The following is an 18,366-nucleotide window of genomic DNA, read 5'->3' as shown; positions in this document are numbered from 1 at the left end:
ACATCTAAATTATTCTTTGTCTTATAACAAAAGATCAAATTTCCATAATATTTGGCGAAACATAAATAATATTTTTATCATTTTGAAAAACAGATAAATTCATTTTGGAATCTGATGTAATTGAAGAGAAAAAAGTATTTGTTAAAATTTTTGATGGATTTTTTCCAATTAAATCGCAACTAGAAGAAAAATCAAAATTTTTATCTATTAATCCTGGCAAAATTTCTTCTGAATCAAGAGCAATAGGTTTTCAATTTTTACTAACATATTCAAATTGAATTTTAATTTTATCACCAGCTTGCACGTTGTATTTATTTGTATAATCTCGATCATTAATAAGTTGAAAATATGCACTAAAATTAGTTTTATTTTCTTTTATTATCCCCTCAGCTGTTGCAACAAGTTTCTCATTTACTATTTCATTATTCACATAATAATTAATCTCAGTAAAATTATCACTAAACATTTGATACAAATAAAAACGTAAATGATACATTATCTCTTTTTTAAAATCATCTCAAGTAAATTTATTTTGTGCATTTACATAATTTTGATGATTCGTTCTCTTAATGTTAGAAATTTTGAAGGTTTCTAATTTCCCTTTATATGAAATTGCATTTGCTGGCGTTGGAAGTTTATCAATAGGTTGGGCATCTAATTTGCCTATATATTCAGGATCCAACTTAAATCCATCTAATGTATAATCAAAAGTTTCAGTTACATAATTTGGATCATCTGTATCAATGTTATCATATTTATTTCTTTTCCCAATTTTAACTTTTACTTGAAATACTATAGATGTTGGATTTTCAGGATTAAATTTATAACCATTTTTAAGTTGAAAATTAATGTCACAGTCATTTGACTGAAATGGATTAGATTGATAAATTTCCTCTAATTCTTTTGAATTAATTTCAAAATAATCATATATTTGCCATGGTTCTGTGCTTAATAAGGTTAAAAAATTCATGACAGTTATATTTCTATAATCAGGTGCATTTTCTTCTGAATTAGAAATTATTTTTAGATTTTTTTCAAGACTCTTAAGCATTTGTGTATTTTTTTGTTTTTGCGTTAAATTATCTGGCAATGCAAAACCAGTTAATTTTATAAGTTTATCCCTTGTATATGATTTATAAGCAATTTTGTATGAAACAAATAAACAAGTGTAATCTGTTCCATCAATAGCAGCATTAACAAATGTATATGTTATGTCACTATCTAATCCACTTAAAATAAAATATTTAAGCAGTGATGATTCATCAACAATTTCTTTTGCTTCCAATAAAGAACAATCTGTACTACTTTTTGGAATAATATTAAAGTTTAAATAAGCCTTATTTAATTTATCTAAATATTGTGATTCTAAATTTGAATTTGTTAAATTATCTTCAACATTATCATTAGAATTATTACCATTATTATTGTTATTTGTATTAGAATCAGAATTATTATTTGATGGATTTTGATTGCCACTTTCTTTATCACTAGTTGACTCATTCCCACAACTTATCATGGATATTGTTGAAATTCCTAACGTAATTATGGAAAATGAAACAAATAAAAATTTAAAAGTAAATTTTTTTTTCTTATTTCTAAAGAAGACTAAATCATTTTTATGAGAATGCATAATCAATTTATTTACTAATTTTATAAATCAAATTTAGTTTAATTTTAATTTTTAAAAGAAAAATTTGGAATTAAAATTTCTTAAATTTAAAAATACATTTTAATTTTAATATGTAGTAGCATAGGAAAATTTAATTAAGAAATACATAACTAAAATAATAAAAACAATATTAATATGATTTTATTGTTTTGATATCATCGCGCATCTTTAAAATTTCACGTTTATCATGTTTTTTTCGACCTTTAGCTAAAGCTATCTTTACTTTAATTTTTTTGTTTTTCCAATAAATCATTAAAGGTATTAATGTTAATTTTTCTTGCTTTTTCTTAAGTTCAATTTTCCTTATTTCATATTTATGCATCAATAATTTGCGAGTTCTAGTCTCTTCATGATTTTTAACTGTATTAAACTTATATTTTGGAATATTAAAATTTAAAAGAAACATTTCCATTCTTCTAATAATAACAAAAGCTTCATTAAGATTGCCATGTGATTCACTTAATGATTTAACTTCGCTACCAGTTAAAACAATGCCAGCTTCATAAGTTGCAATAATTGAATAATTAAAATTAGCTTTTTTGTTGTTGACTAATATTTTCATAGTTTGTAAGTTTATTTTTAATAAATTTTTCTAATGCTGAAGAAAAATCACCAAATAAAATTGTTAAGGTGTTTTCAGCATCTCACATATAACCTTTTGGTTTAAATTTTTTAAATTTGATTTCATCAAATAAACTTTTATCAAATAATTTTATTTTAATAGAAGATATTGTGCTAGAACAAAATGCAATATTTTTTAAACCACCCAATGATAAAATAAAATCATCTATATTAAATGGAATGTTATTACTTACAATCAAGGAATCATTTACAACTTGAGCTTGTTTTTTTGCCATTTTTTTTAAAATAAAAAAAAGTATGCCAAATGTAAAAATATAACCAAGAATTAGAATGAATTTTTGTAATTTTGTCATTTTTCAAAATTTAACCTTTTATAAAAGTTTTTTGTAATTTAGTTATAAATGATTCTATTGTATTTGGCAAAAGAAATTTTGCTTTACTTTTAATTGATTCAATTTCTACACAAGTATTAGAAAAATTATTTTCAATTTCAATCCCATCTAAATAAATTTTAGATATATTTTTGTTTGCACTTAAATTTTCTTCTGCGCAAATTTTTATTTTAGTTTTTAAAGGTAATATTATTGGAGATTGAATTGTTAAAAAATCTACATGCAACAACGGTTGCAATTCAACAAATTCTAAACAGTCAATTCCAGGAGAAATAATTGCTCCCTTTGCAGATTTAATATAACCAGTGCTACCTGTTCTAGTTCCAATTAAAACTCCAGTACCTCTAAATTGTTCATAAAAAAAATCATTAAAATAAATTTTAAGTGGATATGCTGTGCTACTAATAACAGCTAATTCATTTATGCCAAAATGAAGTTTGTTATTATGTTTTACCTGTATTAAATCAATTTTTTCAAAATTTAATTTTTTTCAATTAGATAAAAGAAAATTTATATTTTTTTCATTGAACGAACTATAAAAACCCAAATTACCACCATTAATACCAATAATCTTTGTATTAGCAAAATTATATTCAATTGCATGCTTAATAAAAGTGCCGTCCCCACCAACAGAAAATAAATAATCTGGCTTGTTATTATTGGAAGGCAAAAAATGTTTTGACAAGACTTTAATTAAATTATTTCCAATTTTTATTGCCTTAGGAGAATCACTACATTTTACTTGAAAGGTGTTTTTTATTGACATAGTCTAAATAAAGCAAAACAATCTTATCTTAAAGAATTTTTTAAACTTTTAGTTTTAGATTTTTTAGGTACAGTTCTTACTGGTGAAATATCATCAGGAAATTCAAGAAATTTTGAATTATCTTCAGTTGTAAAATCAGATTTGTGAAATTCAATATCTTTAAGTGGTCTTAAAAAGACACGAATATCCACACTATTATAACCAATCATTAATCGTTTTGGATTACCAGATTTATCATATTGTAATAAAATTGGTCTTTTAACAATTGATGGGTGTTCATGAACTAATTTAATTAATTCAGAAATTTTTAATGAATTTATATCTATTTTATTATTTGTTAAATATTTACTTCGCATTGAAATAACATCATAAACACCATTTTCTGTTAAACTAAGAATGTCTTTAAAATGTTTTTCTAGTATTGGTTTTGTATAAAAATTAATTTCAATATAAGGTAATTTGTTATCAATAAAAAACTTCTTTGTTCTTACACAACTAGAACAACTTGCAGTAATTAACAATAGAGTCTTATTTGCATCTGAACTATTTAATGCTGAAGGACTTTTTGTACTAATCAATTTACTTGTTTTCATATTTAGTAATTACCGCCTCTATATTTTCTATTCTAATTTAGTATAATTTAATTTTAGAAAATAGGTTTAAATGTACTTTAAATAATTATTGTGAATCAAAACCTACAGAATAAAAATAATTGATATTTTATATATAAGATGAAATTAAAAAGAACTATTTCGGGCATTCAATCAAGTGGAAAATTGCATTTAGGAAATTACTTAGGGTCTATAAGTAATTTTGTAAAATTACAAAATGATTACGAGATGTATTTGTTTATTGCAGACTTACATGCAATTACGTTGGATTTTGATCCTAAAGTAATTAATAGCAATAGTTTAAACATTGCAAGTACTTATTTAGCTAGTGGAATAAATCCAAAAAAAGTTAATATTTTTATTCAAAGTCAAGTTTGTGAACACACTACATTAGGTTACATATTAATGTGCCATACAAATTTGGGTGAATTAGAAAGAATGACACAATATAAAAATAAAATTACAAACCAGGATTTACAACAAAGCAATAATACAAAAAGAATACCAACAGGTTTGCTAATTTATCCAACTCTAATGTCTGCAGATATTTTATTATATCAACCACATTTAGTTCCTGTTGGAATAGATCAAAAGCAACATTTAGAATTAACACGTGACATTGCATTACGCTTTAATAAAAAATATGGAGAAACATTTATTGTTCCAGAACCTTTTATTGCTAGTGTAGGCAATAAAATTATGGATTTAGTAGAACCAACAAAGAAAATGTCAAAATCATCAAAGAATAAAAAAGGAATTATATTTTTAGATGATTCAATGAAAGAAATTGAAGAGAAGATTAAAACTGCAAAAACTGATTCATTAAATAATGTTAGATATAATATATCTGAACAACCAAATATAAGTAATTTAATGACAATATATTTATGTTCAATAAATGATCCAATAAACTATTTGTTGCGTGAACAATTATTTAACACAAACAAAGAAATTAATTATTCAAACATAGAATTAAAATATAAAAATAAAGATTATAGAGAATTTAAAATAGACTTAATAAAAATTGTTTCTTCACTAATAAAAACTATTCAAGATAGAAAAAAAGAATATTCTAAGAATGATATATTAAAAATATTAGATGAAGGTAAAAACAAAGCAAAAATAATTGCTAAAAAAACATTAGGTACTGTATATGAAAAAATCGGTTTCACCATCAGTTAAAATAGATTTAACACTTAAACAATTTAAAAGACAAATGTTAATTATTTCAGATCTTGATGGTACCTTATTAAATGATCAGTCTGAATTGTCAAAATTTACAATAGATGTAGTAAAAAAAATTAGTCAACAAGGGCATCTATTTTGTATTGCTACGGGAAGAAATGCTCACGGTTCAATAGATATTTATAAAAAATTAAATTTAAAAACTGTTTTAGTCAATCTAAATGGTTCGTACATTTGACATCCATATGATACTAATTTATCACCAATTAATATCGTTTTTAATAAAGAATTAATAAGAAAATTAATTCTAGAAGACAACATATTTAAACATATTGATAATATAATTGCTGAATCTTATAATGCGATGTACATTCTAAATAAACCAAATAAACCAAAAGAAATACAAGAATTAAATGAATTGTTTAGAATAGATGTTAACAAAACTGAAAATCAATTTTATGGTAAAAATCATTTACTTAACATGAAAAATGATCCTAATACAGTTTTACTTCAATTAAAAAAATCACGTTATCTTGATGATGTTGTTTATTACATAAAACAAAGATTTAACACATTTGTTGTTAGAAATTGGTCTTTGCCCAATGCTGGAAATATTATTGAAATTAATACAAAATTTGCAAATAAAGGTAATGCTATTGATTTTTTAATGAGTTATTATGGCATATCTATGGATAGCACTATTAGTTTTGGGGACGGAGAAAATGACATTGAATTGCTTAGAAAAGCTAGATTTGGTTATGCAATGAAAAATGGATCTAGTGCAGCTAAATTAGTTGCTAGATATATCACTTCAAAAAGTAATGATAAAGATGGAGTTGCTATAGAACTAAAAAAAATTTTTATGAAATAATAAATAATTGTTTATTTTTTACATAAAGTTTTTTGTTTTTACCAATTCTCAAGCCTTTATTAGGATTATTTTTATACATTAAAATTAAAATTGCCTTAAATTTATTAATATCAAATTTTAGATTATATTCTTTAAACATTTCAAAAAGAACATGAAAAATAAAATCAATATTTTTATTCAAAAGTATTTTGGTATATTTGTTGCTTTTTCAAATTTTGTAAAATGAAATAACTGAGTCATTTAATTTTTCATTTTTATTGTTATACTTTTTTACAAGTACAAGAAAATATAAAAGTTCATTAATATCTCATTTATTTATATTATTTCTAATAATGTTTCTTTCATATTTTAAAGAAAAATTAGATTCATCTATTCCAAAAGGAACTGAATTAGATAAGCAATAATTTAGTAGATCTTTTTTTCAAATATTAATAAAAGGTCGATAAATATAAAGATCATGATATTTACTATATTGCTTAATACCTAAAAATAATGTTAATTTTTTTTTTAATATTTGCATTATAGCGGTTTCAATAAAATCATTTAAATTATGTGCAACTAAAATTGTTTTTATATTGTATTGTTTGGCAATTTTGTGCATAAAATTATATCTAACAATGCGGGCTCAATTTTGAAAGTTTTTTGTTGCTTCTAATTTGCTATTTACACTAAGAACATGCAATTTAATGTTATTTTTTAAACAATAAGCTTTAACAATGTTTTCATCCCGTTTAGAGGTATGACGAGCATTATAATTAACATGACAAACAACTTTTATACAATCTTTATATTTATTAAGCAATGCCATGGAATCAGGGCCACCTGATACACTTGCTAGACATTGATTGATAATTTCATTTTTATTATTTTTAAACATTATATTTATTCATTAAATTAGAAAAATCATTTTTTTCTAAAAAATCACAAGCAGCTAATGTTGCTTTACTTATACCTAAATCTAATAAAATTGATTCATTAGGAAGAAAATTACTTAAAACAAAATTAGCTAAATTTTTATTATTTTGTGGACCTATACCGACTCTAATTCTTTTTATCTTATCAGTTGACATACACTTGATAATATTTTGCATTCCATTATGTCCACCACTAGATCCCTTTAATCTTAATTTAATTTGACCCAAATTAAATGCCAAATCATCATAAATTATCAAAATATTTTGAGGTCATATCTTGTAAAAATCAGATAATTGTCTAACGAAAATTCCAGATAAATTCATAAAAGTTTGGGGTTTAGAAATAATAAAATCTTGATCATTAAATTTGGATTTAACAAAAAGACCTTTGAACCCTTCATTTGTTAATGAAAGACCTAAAGTATCACATAACTTATCAACAAACATAAAACCAACATTATGTCGAGTGTTTTCATATTGTTTGCCTGGATTTCCTAAACCAACTATAAGTTTTAAACTCATAAAAATCACTTAAATAAAATAGTCAATGAAATACTTAAAAATATTTATGCTTTTATTCTAAATAATTAATTTTTTGTTTAATAAAATGTTTGTTGTGTTAATTTCCTTATACAAACTTAACAAATGCTTAAATTAAAACTAAAGCAAATAATGAAATCATTTAAAAATTTGAATGCTTAAAAATAAACTTTTCATTTAGGTAAATTTAAGTTGTTTTTGTAATTCAACATAAATGTTATAACGTCATTGCGGCATCAATGCTGATCCCAAAATTTTTATAATTGCACAATTAAATTCATTTAAGTGTAGACAATCATTAAATTTACACTTTGTCTTAAGTTTAGAAAAATCATGAAAAGATTCACTCAATTGATGTGGTGTTAAATTTAATAAAAATTTTGAATATCCAGGTGTGTCAACCAAAAAACCATTATGAAAAGATAGTAATTCAGTTTGAGTTGTAGTATTTTTGCCTCTATTTAATTTTCAAGAAATTTCTTGAACAGATCGCATAAACTTTGGATCTAAATTATTAATTAAAGTTGATTTTCCGACGCCACTTTCACCTGTAAAACAAGAAATTTTTGAAGCGACAATGTTTTGCAAAGTAATTAAATCTTTTTCTTTGTTTTTAATCAAAACAACATAACCTATCTGTTTTAAGTCATTTAAAAACATTTGATCATTTACACTTATTTTTGCAATATCAGTTTTTGTAATAAGAAAAATGGGTATTATATTTGCATGGTATTCATAAAAGGCTATAGTCTTTAGCAAAGACAATCAATTGATATTTGGTTCAACAATTGATTGAACAACAATTAAATTATCAATATTTGCTATTCGAAGTTTTTCAATTAAATTTTTACGCGGATATAAATCAATTATTTGTAATTCTGAGCCGCGATAATCTAACTGAACATAATCACCTGGATATATTTTTATTCCCATTTGTTTTCATTTTCCAGGAGCAAAAACTTTAATTTCTTTATTTTCATGTCACACAACTACTAAATTAGCTACAATTTTTAAAACAATTGCTTTCATAACCAATTATCACTTATTTAGTAAAATGAACAATTGTTAATACAAGAACTAAAATTGTTATTAAAAAAAATAAAAGAGAACAATTTACTACTAAATATTTTTTATAATACCAAGACTCTTTGCTTTTGCTAAATTGTGGATTAAAGCTATCTTCGCGTTCAAGAACACGAGATGCAATGGGTTTTAATAATTCTTCATTTATACGATTAGGTTGATCATATGTTTCAATATCACTTAACAACTCATCACAATTTGAATATCGATATTTTAAATCCTCTATTTTTGAAGCAATACATCTAAAAACAATATTATCAATACTATTTGGAATATCATATCGAATTCCTTTCATTACAGGAATATCATACAAACGTGCTTTTTTAATTGTTTCCTTATCATCTTTAGAGCTTTTAGTAAATGGTTTGTCACCTGTTAACATTTCAAACAAAATAATACCCAATGAATGAAAATCAAATTGTGGAGTTGGAGGTTTACGAATTTTTTTATTTGTCTTAGGATCAATATTAAAATCCAAATTATCAGGAGACATATATTCAACAGTACCAAACAAAGATTGTTCTTCTGTAATTGTAATAAAATTAAAATTTTCAACAATTACAGATGAGGATATGCCAAAATCTAAAATTTTAATTTCACGTAAATCCTTAGATAACAAAATATTTTCTGGTTTTAAATCCCGATGGATAATCATATGGGTATAAGTATGCAATCGTTTAATCCCTAGTACTATTTTTTTAAAATAATACATAGCCTCATCGACACTAAAATAACCTTTAGTATTCAATAAATTACGTAATGAAGGTCCATCAACACTTTCCATTACTATAATAGCAACATCATTCAAAACAACAATTCGGTTATTTCGTAATACTTCTAATTTTTGTGTAACAACATCATATGTTTGAACCAAATTAGCATGGCGCACACGACTAGCAGTAACTAGTTCTTCTAAAAATTTGGTTCAATTATGTTCTTTCATTGTAGGAGTTCTTTGAACTACTTTAATTACAACTTGCTCTATTTGTGCATCAGTTGATAAACTAGTGTCTAAAGAAGTATTAATAGCTGAGTAAATATAAGAATCCATGCCACCCTTATTAATGGGCTTTATTACCTTATATTTACCAAGAATAATGTCATTGGGTAATAATAAATCGACTTTTTTCGATTTATTTTTTTCCATGTAACACCTCTAATAAATTAACGACTGCAACAGTAACATTATCATTACTCATATTTTGCATTGCAACATTAATTAAATGCTTTGAAGCGCCAATCATATCATCTGAATAATTTTCAATTAAAGTATAAAAACTTTCTGAATTAACAAAGTTATAAAAACCATCAGAACATAAAATTAAATACTTTTCACTCTCTTTTGGTTCATGAATAGAAACACCAAAAGTTTGCTTATGATCAATATCTTTAGAAATTATGTTAGTTAAAGCTAACAATTCATTTGCATGTTTCTTAAAAGTTTCTTCTCTTGCATTTGCAAGCTTTAAAACATTATAAAGATTGTGATCTAGAGTTATTTGCCACGTTTGTTTATTAGTATCAACTAAATATGCACGTGAGTCACCAATTCAAAAAGTATAAATTTTTTTATTAGCAACTAAAGTTAAAACAATAGTTGTTGCCATTTGTGACAAATCAGGTTGCTGATAACTGTTATTCATAACGTAATTGCTAATAGAATGACGTGATTTTAAAACTGTTTGAGCAAATCAATCTTCAATAAATTTTTTTGATTTACCATTAAAATCATTACTTAAAAATTCATCTCGAAATAAATTACAAACAATGCTTGATGCAATTGCGCCACCCTTATAACCTCCTAATCCATCACAAACAATAACAATCAAGTTGTTATAAATGTTGGTTCCAATAAAAACAGAATCTTGGTTTTCTTTTCGAACAATACCAACATCAGATGCTGAACCAAATGAATTATTTTTTATTGATGAAAAATTACGATTTTTTTTTAAAGTCATTGTATCTCTTGAATGTAACTAGTTAATCTAGTGACTTATTATAAATAATAAAATCTATTATTTATTAATCACTTCTTGGAATAAGATATTATAAATATTTTTTATAGTTTCATTTAAAACATCATTCATTAAAATATACTTATATTTGCGTGAATAAAGATCTAATTCATTTTTAGCTTGTTCAATTCTTTTATCAATCATTGTATCTGTTTCTGAATTACGTTTTTTTAATCGATTTCTTAATTCTTCAAATGATGGTGGAGTAATAAAAATACTTAGAGTATCTGAAAATTTATTTAACACTTGCATCGCGCCAAGGCACTCAATCTCTAATAAAAGGTTATAACCCGAATTTAAAATATCTTCTACTTGAGACATCGGGGTTCCATAATAATTACCCACATACATGGCATATTCTAGCAATTCATTATTTTCAATCATTTTTTCAAATTGTTCTTTTGTTTTAAAGAAATAATGAATGCCTTCTTGTTCATTAATTCTTTTAGGTCTAGTAGTAGCAGATATAGCATATTTAAGTTTTAATTCATGAAATTTTAATAACTCATTAACAATGCTTCCTTTGCCCACGCCACTAGGACCAGATATTAAAACAATTGAGCCTTTTTTGTTATTCATAGAACATAATCACAAAAATGAATATAAAATTTCTTATATTATAAATAATTTAATATTTTGAAAGAAAAATCATGGACTATTTTCCAAAAAAAGATTGAATTACACTAGATCAAAATAATGAAATGAGAATTAAATGTGAAAAAGTTAATTTTCCTTTAAATGAAATTGACTTAGTTAATATAAAAAAAATGATTAGCTATATAGATGAAAGTTATTTAGGTAATGCAAAAAAATTTAATATCAGACCAGGAATTGGCATTGCAGCAAATCAAATTGGATATAAAAAAAGAATGTTTTACATTCATCTTGATGATGAAAATAAAATTGAACATAAATATTTCCTTATAAATCCAAATTTATTGAGCGTATCAGCAAAAAAAGCATATATTCTTGCAGGCGAAGGTTGTTTAAGTGTGCCTGTCGATAAGAAAGGATATGTAATTAGAAATTCTAAGATTAAAATAGAAGGTTATGATTTTTTCCAAAAAAAGAATATAACCATTGAAGCAAAAGGTATATTATCCATGTGCTTACAACATGAATATGATCATTTAGAAGGAAAACTTTACTATGATCGAATAAACCCAATTAAACCTATGTTTGTAGATGAAGATTGAGAAAAAATTAACTAAAAATTACTTTCTAGACATTTTAGAAAAAATATTTTTAGGTCTTAGAATCATTTGAAAATCATTAATTGGTTTAAGTTTGTCTTTTTGCTTTTTAATTATTTCTAAAATAATTTTTTGAATTTCAATTAAAAATGTTGGAATAAAAGCAAAGCCAATTCCATAACCTAAAATTATTGGATGATCAAAAAGATACTCACTCATATTAAAAACGATTGCAATTTTAGGAACAAATGTTACAAATAAAATCATTAAAACACTAAACAAAACTGATAAATAAATCATTTTGTAATAAATTAATGATGATTTAAATATTGATTGTTCATTCATTAAATTTAAAGCATGAAATGAAGCAGAAATTCCAACAACTAAAAAACAAGCAGAGGAACCAAATTCATTGAACTGAATTGAACCTGATTGAATATCAGATGATAAATTATTCAATGCATATTCAATACCTAAACCATATGCTAATAAACCTAAAAATCCTATTAAAATGCCTTGCCACAACAAATCAATGCCCATTCTCTGAGCAAAAATACTTTCATATTTACTATATGGTCGAATATTCATAACATTAACTTTTGAACGTTGAATCCCCAAACAAACTGCAGGAACTCCATGAACCAATAAATTTATTCATAATAATTGAAGGGCACTAAGAACTTCAAACTGAACATTAGGTTTATTAATTTGATCTTTATAAATAAGACCAAAAACCAACATTCCAAATAAAACAACCAAAATTTCAGCAATACTACTAATTAACAAATTTTGAATTACTCGACGAATTGAATGATAAATTTGACGACCATTTTTAATAGCTGAAACAATTGTACTAAAATTATCATCCATTAAAATCATATCAGCTGCATCTTTAGAAACATCTGTCCCTGTAATTCCCATTGCACAACCAATATCAGCAGCCTTTAATGCTGGGGCATCATTTACACCATCACCAGTCATGGCCACAACTTGGTCATTTGCTTGTCAAGCTTTTACAATTCGCAATTTATCAGATGGATTTACTCTGGCATAAACTGCATATTTACCAATATTTTGTTTCAACTCATCATCAGAAATTTTTGCTAATTCTGAACCTTGAATGGCTAAACTATCTGAACGCATAATGCCAATATCACTAGCAATTGCAATTGCAGTGGATAAATGGTCACCAGTAATCATTACTGGTTTAACCCCTGCATGTCAACAAGTTTGAATAACTTCTTTAATTTCATTTCTAGGAGGATCAATCATAGCAATCACACCCTGAAAAGTTAAATTTTTATTAAGTTCATCATCTGTTAATTTAGAAAGATCAATAGAATCATCTAGTTTTTTATATGCAACTGCTAAAGTTCTATATGCTTGTTTAGAGTAATTATTAATAACAGTATTGACATAATTCTCATCAACATTGTTACAAAGTTTAATCAAAACATCAGGAGCACCCTTTACAATAACACAATTTTTATTGTCAATTTCGTTTACAACTGTCATTAATTTAGTATTTGAATCAAATGGCACTACTCGAAGACGTTTGTGTTTGTCAAATAACTCTTCTTTAACTATTTTATGATTCAATCCATACATAATTAATGAAGTTTCTGTTGGGTCTCCAACATGTTTATACTCATTATTTATAAAATTTACAGAACCTTCAGTACATAAAATTGCATGCTTAATTAAATTAAGATGTGAGACTTTAGGTTCATTTAAATTAAACTCTTGGTCTTCAGGAGTTCAAATCCCCATAACAGTCATTTTGTTTTGTGTTAAAGTTCCAGTTTTATCTGTACAAATTACACCAGTGCTTCCCAAAGTTTCAACTGCAGATAACTTTTTAATTAACCCATTTTCAGCTGCCATTCTACGAATTCCTAACGATAAAATTACAGTTGTAAATGCAGATAATCCTTCAGGAATTGCTGCAACAGCTAATGAAATTGATCCAACTAGGGCAATTGATCAAGTGTTATTTGTTGCAATATTTTCAAAACCTAAAATAGATAATTGGGCAACAAAAGCAATAACAAAAAGAACAATACCAAAATAACCAAAAATTTTGGACAATTTATTTAATTTTAATTGCAAAGGTGTTAAAAATGATTCTTCATTATTTAACATTCTAGCAATTTTACCAATTTGTGTGTTTTTGCCTGTTGCAAAAACAATTGCAGTTGCAGTTCCACTAACAACAGAACAACCACTAAACACTTTATTAATCTGATCTCCCAAAGGAGCATTTTTGTCAACAATAGCTTTAGGGTCTTTAACAACTGGTAAAGATTCACCTGTTAATGCTGATTCAATAACTTGAAGATTAGTAGCCAATTGTAATTTAGCATCAGCTCCAATTTGATCCCCAGCTTCTAAAATAATTACATCACCAATAACCAAATCTAAAGAATTAATTGACATAAGTTTATTGTCGCGAATAACTTTAGCATTCAAAACACTTAATTTTTGTAATGAAGTAATAGCTTTATCAGATTTAATTTCTTGAACAGTTCCTAACAAGGCATTTGTAATAACTACAAGTAAAATTACAAATGGTTGAACAAACTCAACAATTAACTGCTCATCAAAAACTCAATTTTTGTTATTACCAGTTATTATTGTCACAACAAAAGATGCAATAACAGCTCCTAGTAATATTAACATCATTAAGTCTTTAAATTGAGACAAAAAAATCAAGAAAACATTTTTTTTCTTTTTTATTGGTAGTGTATTTCTTCCATATTTTTCTAATCTAAATTTTGCTTCTGAAGTAGATAAACCTTGATTTATATTTGTATTTGTAAGTTTTATTAATTCTTCTTCAAGAATTGTCTGTTCAGTTTCAGAGTCTCTTTTCATATATTACCTAAGTAAGAAATTATTATCAAGTTGATAATTAAGGAAGTATTTTAATACAAAATTATGTATTAAAAAAACTAATTTATAAAAATAAAGGCAAAACCCAAACACTGAGTTTTGCCAAAACTAGCATTTTTAAAATAAAAACAAAAAACTAAAAATGCTTTTAATTGATTTATAAAATTCATTGTAAAACCACTAAATAGAGAAAACATAGTTCATATCTTACAAAAATATTAACCCTTCATTGTGTAAGATGAAATCTGTTTTTAGATAATCAACTTCAAAACAATAAAACTAATTTTTGTTTATTTTCAGATACTATTTTTGAATCCAAATATTCCATAACAAACAAAACAACATTAACAAACCAATGTGCTTTGTCAAAATATTTGCATCTATTTAGCAAAAAATGAATTTAATCAATTAGTGAAATTAATCACAATAATATGATAAATGAAAAATAAAAAGATACATTAAAAATATTATCTTTCTTTTTCCTTTTGCAATAATTTTCTAATCTTAATAATTAAATATTTTAATTTATAAATCATTACATTATTTTTTAAAGCAATTTCTTTAAGTGAATTACATTTTTGAAAAAAATATTCATTTAAAGCTTTTTTCTCATTTTTAGATAATGAAAGATTTATGTTGTTTATTTTTTCTAACAAATCTGAAAATCTAGCAAATGATTCAGGAGTTTGATTATGTGCATAAAAATGATCATGAAATTCAGGTATTAATGTTGTTCTATCTTCAGGATTTATATGACATTTACGAGCATAAGTCATAAATAAATTTTTTAAAGAACCAGACAAATAAGATCTAAAATTTTGAATATTTTTATTTTTTAAAGAACGCTCTCATGTTTCTTTTAAAAAGATATAAGATAATGTTTTCAAATCTTGCCTTTCTAGTAAAAGAAATTCAAAGTAATATTTTTGCATTTTTTTATTTAAAAAATTAAATGAAAAATCTAAGTGAAACTTTAAAAGTTCATTTTCAGTCTTAGGGACTTCACATAACATAAATTACTAATACCTCCAAGAAGTATTATGTATTTATTGTTTCAAAAAATAGAATTGTAAAAGTATTGTATTTGTATACTAAAAAATAACTAAAAAGAAATTAAAAAGTTCACTCTTGATTGATTCAACTATTTACTTGAGATTTCGTGCCTAAAACCCAATGATCTTTAGAATTATTTACTTTTATAAAATGAGGAACATTAGTTATACTTCATTCCTTATCATATGATAATTCATCACTAAATGATGAAAGGTCAACATGAACTCGTGATAATTTAGGAGTAGCTTTAATAAGTGATCTAGTATAAGGATGAATTGGGTTATTAAAAATTGAATCAACGCTACCTTTTTCTAAAATTCTACCTTGGTGCACAATAATTGCTCTATTACAAACATAATTAACCATTGATAAATCATGTGCAATAAACAAAACAGTAATTTTATTTTTTTCTGCTAGATTTTTTAAAATATTAATAACTTGAGCTTGAATAGATACGTCTAATGCTGAAATTGGTTCATCAGCAATTATTAATTGAGGTTCAGTTATCAATGCCCTTGCAATAACAATTCTTTGCCTTTGACCTCCTGAAAATTCATGGGGATACCTATAAGCATGTTCTCTTTTTAAGCCCACACTTTCTAAAGCTTTATAAACGCTATCACGTTTAAGCAAGTTTTTAAAAATAAAAAATAAAAATCAAGTAAAAATTGGTTTTCATGTATAAAGTTTACGATAAAAAAAGGTTTCACGCACTGAATTGTGATATTCAAAATTAATTGCTTTAATGGTTTTAGTTCTTAATTTAAACTCTCTAATAATACTAGAATCAAATTTTAAATTTTCATTATGACTTACTTGCTTTAAATGCTTCATTAATTTTAAGAATAGATTATTAAATCTAGTTAATTCTTTATTATATTTTTCTTCACATTCTTTTAAAATTTTACTGTTATTGTCATTCCTTTTAGAAATTTTAATTCAATCATTATCTAAAAAACTAGAAACTGCATTTGCATGATTTTTTTTAGCTAAAAATAAATCAGATTTACATATAGTAACAGTATCTATATATTCATTTTCTTTATTGTTTTTTAAATAATCATAATGGTCTTTAACAATTTCTTTGTATTCATTTTTTAAGTGTGATAAAACATTTTTTTGATTTTTTATTTTTTTATGGTGCTCACTTAAAGTTTTGGAACTATTAAATTTACTTTCGTCAATTATTAAGGTTAACTGATTTAAAATAGAAAGAAACTGATCAAAAACTTCAGCACTCAACAAATGATGAAAAAAATTATCATTAGCATTTATTTTAGATGTATATTTTTTAATTGTAGATTGAAAAAAGTCATAACTAATAATTTTTTTAGATTTGAAAGTTAAATAATAAAATTGAGCTATTTTAACAATACTTTTCAAGTTATTAATAATAACTAATTTTTCTTTAACACTTGTTGACGAATCAAATAAATTATTTTGTTCCATATAATATGTAAAAAAAATTGAATATAACTCTTTTAAAAGATTGTCAACTTTTGCAATTGTAGAACTAATGTAATTTTCATCCAAATATTTATGTTTTTTTAAAAATTTAACAAAACTAAAAGTATGCTTAGCAATAATCAAATTTAGATTATGATAAATCTTATCAACTAAATTAAGTGACAATTTAATATTTTGTTTTAAAGCTTTGATATTGCTTAAAACTGTTGATTCTCAACTTTTAATATATCCAAAATTTTTATGATTATAAATTTCTTTAAAATGAATATTAAAGTTATTAAGTTGGGTTTCAACATCACATATCTCTTTATGTTTTTGAATACCTTTGTTTGAATACTTCATTGCTTTTTTAGCAAGTGCTAATGACTTTTTAGCATTACTTAAATCATAGTCAACTTTTTCAAAATTACCAGTATCATAACTATTAATATTTTTATTAATAATAGCCTTATAATCATCAACATATTTATAAATTGATTCACTTAAATTTTGGATATTAAAACTTAAATCATCATAATGTGCTAAAAAAATATTATGCTGATCATTGTATGTTTTATGCTTGTTATTTTCAAGTAAAATATTTAAGTTATTATTAAAATCAGAGATAACATTATAAAAATTAGTTAAAAAATGTTTTTTAAATTCAAAAAATAATTGTGATTCACTACTAATAAAATTATAGTGAAAATATTGAGATACTTGATTTACTTTTAAAAAGTACTTAAAAGTGTTTTTAAATAATAGTTTATTAATTATCAATGGTTCTGATATAAGTTGTAATACATTTTTAGTTGGATTTAACGAAGCCATTGGGTCTTGAAAAATCATTTGAACATTTTTGCGTAATCATTGATTAGAACGACGACTCAACCTTTTATTAGATAAAAGGTTATTATCAATTTCAATTTTTCCACCTGTAGGTTTATTAAGTCTAATAATACACTTGCCTATTGTAGATTTTCCACTACCAGACTCACCAATAATGCCAAAAAAATCACCTTTATTAACTTGAAAACTAACATTATTTAAAGCCTGAAATAATGTTCCACGAATCTTAAAAAGCATATTTAAGTTTTCAACTTCTAAAAATGTTTCATGTTTAGAGAAAGAAAGTTCTTCATTATTCATCTTTG

The 18,366-nt window shown here is 24.4% G+C and carries 16 protein-coding genes and 1 pseudogene; 3 read left to right on the top strand and 14 right to left on the bottom strand.

Translation table 4 applies throughout. The annotated features are described in order from the left end of the window. Positions 1-4: 4 nt before the first annotated feature. The 5 genes and pseudogenes from T383_RS0103075 to T383_RS0103055 form a co-directional block, all read right to left on the bottom strand. Positions 5-1,630, bottom strand: a complete 1,626-nt coding sequence (locus tag T383_RS0103075; RefSeq protein WP_156940255.1) for a hypothetical protein — start codon at positions 1,628-1,630, stop codon at positions 5-7. Positions 1,631-1,799: 169 nt separating this feature from the next. Then, positions 1,800-2,231, bottom strand: coding sequence for an SsrA-binding protein SmpB (gene smpB, locus T383_RS0103070; protein WP_033160210.1), 432 nt, complete (start codon positions 2,229-2,231; stop codon positions 1,800-1,802). After that, positions 2,200-2,604, bottom strand: coding sequence for a hypothetical protein (locus T383_RS0103065; RefSeq protein WP_033160209.1), 405 nt, complete (start codon positions 2,602-2,604; stop codon positions 2,200-2,202). The genes smpB and T383_RS0103065 overlap by 32 nt, the downstream gene beginning before the upstream one ends. Before the next feature lie 10 nt (positions 2,605-2,614). After that, a complete protein-coding gene (locus T383_RS0103060) occupies positions 2,615-3,409 on the bottom strand; it encodes an NAD(+) kinase (RefSeq protein ID WP_033160208.1) in 795 nt (264 codons plus the stop codon). Between the two features lie 161 nt (positions 3,410-3,570). Beyond that, positions 3,571-4,002, bottom strand: a pseudogene (locus T383_RS0103055) (Spx/MgsR family RNA polymerase-binding regulatory protein); the annotation flags it as partial. Between the two features lie 138 nt (positions 4,003-4,140). Here T383_RS0103055 and trpS point away from each other — a divergent pair. Continuing rightward, entirely contained in the window at positions 4,141-5,202 is a 1,062-nt protein-coding gene (gene trpS, locus T383_RS0103050; RefSeq protein ID WP_033160207.1) for a tryptophan--tRNA ligase, read from the top strand. Continuing rightward, positions 5,174-6,076 carry a Cof-type HAD-IIB family hydrolase gene (locus T383_RS0103045; RefSeq protein ID WP_052664050.1) on the top strand — a complete coding sequence of 301 codons (903 nt, stop codon included), beginning with the start codon at positions 5,174-5,176 and terminating at the stop codon, positions 6,074-6,076. Before trpS ends, T383_RS0103045 begins: the two co-directional genes overlap by 29 nt. On the opposite strand, the gene tilS is transcribed toward T383_RS0103045, so the two are convergent. The 6 genes from tilS to gmk form a co-directional block, all read right to left on the bottom strand. Beyond that, positions 6,066-6,953 carry a tRNA lysidine(34) synthetase TilS gene (gene tilS / locus T383_RS0103040; protein WP_052664049.1) on the bottom strand — a complete coding sequence of 296 codons (888 nt, stop codon included), beginning with the start codon at positions 6,951-6,953 and terminating at the stop codon, positions 6,066-6,068. The genes T383_RS0103045 and tilS overlap by 11 nt on opposite strands. Further along, a complete protein-coding gene (gene pth / locus T383_RS0103035) occupies positions 6,946-7,512 on the bottom strand; it encodes an aminoacyl-tRNA hydrolase (RefSeq protein WP_245595173.1) in 567 nt (188 codons plus the stop codon). Before pth ends, tilS begins: the two co-directional genes overlap by 8 nt. Before the next feature lie 195 nt (positions 7,513-7,707). After that, positions 7,708-8,559, bottom strand: a complete 852-nt coding sequence (gene rsgA, locus T383_RS0103030) for a ribosome small subunit-dependent GTPase A (RefSeq protein ID WP_052664048.1) — start codon at positions 8,557-8,559, stop codon at positions 7,708-7,710. A gap of 13 nt (positions 8,560-8,572) precedes the next feature. Continuing rightward, entirely contained in the window at positions 8,573-9,760 is a 1,188-nt protein-coding gene (locus T383_RS0103025; RefSeq protein ID WP_033160206.1) for a serine/threonine-protein kinase, read from the bottom strand. Continuing rightward, positions 9,747-10,571, bottom strand: a complete 825-nt coding sequence (locus T383_RS0103020) for a PP2C family serine/threonine-protein phosphatase (RefSeq protein ID WP_052664047.1) — start codon at positions 10,569-10,571, stop codon at positions 9,747-9,749. Before T383_RS0103020 ends, T383_RS0103025 begins: the two co-directional genes overlap by 14 nt. A 57-nt stretch (positions 10,572-10,628) precedes the next feature. Beyond that, entirely contained in the window at positions 10,629-11,207 is a 579-nt protein-coding gene (gene gmk / locus T383_RS0103015; RefSeq protein ID WP_033160205.1) for a guanylate kinase, read from the bottom strand. A 71-nt stretch (positions 11,208-11,278) separates the two neighbouring features. Here gmk and def point away from each other — a divergent pair, with 71 nt between their 5' ends. Next, the gene (def, locus tag T383_RS0103010; protein ID WP_033160204.1) at positions 11,279-11,839 is read left to right on the top strand and encodes a peptide deformylase; all 561 of its coding nucleotides are present in this window, start codon (positions 11,279-11,281) and stop codon (positions 11,837-11,839) included. 3 nt (positions 11,840-11,842) lie between these two features. On the opposite strand, the gene T383_RS0103005 is transcribed toward def, so the two are convergent. From T383_RS0103005 to T383_RS0102995, 3 genes are all read right to left on the bottom strand, one after another. Continuing rightward, the gene (locus T383_RS0103005; RefSeq protein WP_033160203.1) at positions 11,843-14,695 is read right to left on the bottom strand and encodes a cation-translocating P-type ATPase; all 2,853 of its coding nucleotides are present in this window, start codon (positions 14,693-14,695) and stop codon (positions 11,843-11,845) included. Between the two features lie 485 nt (positions 14,696-15,180). Continuing rightward, positions 15,181-15,726, bottom strand: a complete 546-nt coding sequence (locus tag T383_RS0103000; protein ID WP_033160202.1) for an RNA polymerase sigma factor — start codon at positions 15,724-15,726, stop codon at positions 15,181-15,183. Between the two features lie 100 nt (positions 15,727-15,826). Further along, positions 15,827-18,361: an ATP-binding cassette domain-containing protein gene (locus tag T383_RS0102995; protein ID WP_033160201.1), complete on the bottom strand. Its 2,535-nt coding sequence runs from the start codon at positions 18,359-18,361 to the stop codon at positions 15,827-15,829. Between the last annotated feature and the right edge of the window lie 5 nt (positions 18,362-18,366).

The organism is Mycoplasmoides alvi ATCC 29626 (genome assembly GCF_000701785.1).
Lineage (GTDB): Bacteria > Bacillota_I > Bacilli_A > Mycoplasmatales > Mycoplasmoidaceae > Mycoplasmoides > Mycoplasmoides alvi.
Note: the sequence above shows the minus strand (reverse complement) of the source record. Positions and strands in the feature narration are given on the sequence as shown.